A 2344-nucleotide genomic window follows, 5' to 3' on the forward strand; every position below is an offset into this window, starting at 1 on the left:
TTAAATTAACTTTAAACTTTAAAGCATACCATTGGATTAAATAAAGATTAATTTATATTGATAAGAATAGATAAGAAATGTAAAAAGGCATCGTATTTAATGCGGTGTCTTTTTTTATTCTTAAAATCAATTCGTTAAAAATAGTAAAATTTTTTTAAAAAATATATAATAAAACAATGAATAATTACATTAAAAATATAGAAGAATTAAGTAAAAATAAATACAATTTAAGAGCAATCCAAAAACTTAAAAATTATCAAATAAAAAACGATTCATACAAAATAAAATTAACTAAAGATAATCTGATAACCGTTATTTATAATGATAAACCTTTAACTTCCGCTTACGCTCCAATCGAAGAAGCGAAAAGATTAATAAATCAAAATGTAAAAGAAAGTTCGAGCCATATTGGAATATTTTTGTCGATTGCTTCTTTTTATCATATAGATTATTTTTTATCTTTAAACGAAAAGAGCGAGGCGATAATAATAGAAAAAGATATTGAAATCGTAAAACTCGTTTTTGAAAATATAGAATCAAAAAATCTAAAAAGAGTAATTATATTATTAGACGAAAAAATCGAAGATATAATTTCTTTTTTCAATTTTTATATAGCAGAAGAAGATATTAAAAAAATAATTTATATAAGGCATATAAGAGCCGCAAATATAAACGCGGAAAATAAAAATTATTACGACAATATTCACGCCGTTTTGATAAATAATATAAAAGAAAAATTAATGTCGCTTACTTCAAATTATTATTTCGCGCCGATTTGGGCAAGAAATATAATTTATAATTTGAGATTAAATAAAGGCTATTCTATTAAAACTTACAAAAATATTTTAAATAAAAAAATTCCTCTGCTTTTAATATCAGCGGGAGCTTCGATTGATAATTATATTGAAAAAATAAAAGAACTTTCAAAAACTCATTTTATTTTGGCTCTGTCGCATGCTTTCAATACTTTAATAAAAAACGATATAAAAGCTGACGCGATAGTTTCCACTGACGGAGGATTTTATTCTTCGATTCATATAATCGATTCTATAAAAAACGATATTCCGATATTTACCACTCACACGACTTATCCTTTCCCTCTTACAAATATTGATAAAAGTCGAATATTTTATTTTTCGCATAATGAAAGTTTTGAGAAAATTATTTATCCAAGCGATAATGCAAATAATATTTATTTTCCAATGGAAGGAAGCGTCATAATGCCCGCCTTGAGAATTGCAAATTTTCTTAATCCAAAATATATAATTCTTGCAGGTTGCGATTTTTGTCATTTGAACGATAAAAGCCATTCTATATATTCCAACGCCGTAGCTTTAGATTTTTTAATTAGCGGTAAATTAAAAACTTCTGAAAATTTGAAATATAAAAGATTAAACGATAATCAAAATATAGAATGCTACGATAATATTTTAAGAAAATCGTCCGCTTCGCTTATAAGTTATAAGTCGCATTTTGAAACTTTGGCAAACGAAATTATAAAAGAAACCGAAATTTTTAATTTGACTAAAGAATCTGCAAAAATAGAAAATGTAAAAATATTTAATAACATTTCTAATGATACGAATAAAAACATAACTATAAATAATTATATTGAAGAAACTATAAACGAAGAATTATTTATAAAAAAATTAGCGTCTTTTATAGAAAATATAAATAACGAAATTGACGAAAATTTTGCAAATATGATTTCGCCTTATCATGTTTCGGCATTAAAAGAAAATAAAATCTCAAAAGAAGAATTTAAAGAATATATAATTAAATGGCATAACGAAATAAAAATAATTTTAAATAAATTTTAAAAATAAAAAAGAGGCTAAATAGAAATTAACCTCTTAATTTTAAAAATCTATAATTATTTAATTTAATCTCTTCTTCTGTTTGCAAGCAAGATTAGCCGAATAAGAGATAAAACCGAAGTAACCGCGGCGGCGACATAGGTTAAAGCGGCAGCTTTCAATACTTTTTTTGCTCCGTCAAGTTCTTCCGCATCCAAAAATCCGCCCTTGTCTAAAATTTTTATCGCCCTGTTCGAAGCGTCAAATTCAACGGGTAAAGTTATTAATGAAAAGAAAACCGCAAATGCGAATAATATTATTCCAATCATCATAATCGTTTGCGAAAAACTGCCCGCTCCTCCAATCATTATTCCGATTAAAACCAAGAAAGGTCCGAATTGGTCTCCGAGCGCGCATAAAGGATAAAAACCGTTTCGCAAAGTTAAAGGCGTATATCCTCTGTCATGTTGTATTGCATGTCCAACTTCATGAGCCGCTATTCCCAAAGCCGCCACATCCGTTCCGTTATAAACTCCGCTGGACAGTCT

General features: G+C 27.0%; 2 protein-coding genes. One reads left to right on the forward strand and one right to left on the reverse strand.

The genetic code is table 11. The annotated features are described in order from the left end of the window. The first annotated feature begins 176 nt into the window (after window positions 1–176). Window positions 177–1820, forward strand: coding sequence for a motility associated factor glycosyltransferase family protein (locus EZH24_RS10420; protein WP_137999062.1), 1644 nt, complete (start codon window positions 177–179; stop codon window positions 1818–1820). A gap of 62 nt (window positions 1821–1882) precedes the next feature. Here the strand turns inward: EZH24_RS10420 and EZH24_RS10425 are convergent. Continuing rightward, window positions 1883–2344: zinc metallopeptidase (locus tag EZH24_RS10425; RefSeq protein WP_137999063.1), on the reverse strand; the 462-nt coding region annotated here is incomplete at its 5' end.

This window comes from Brachyspira catarrhinii, from assembly GCF_005518285.1.
GTDB classification, from domain to species: Bacteria; Spirochaetota; Brachyspiria; order Brachyspirales; family Brachyspiraceae; genus Brachyspira; species Brachyspira catarrhinii.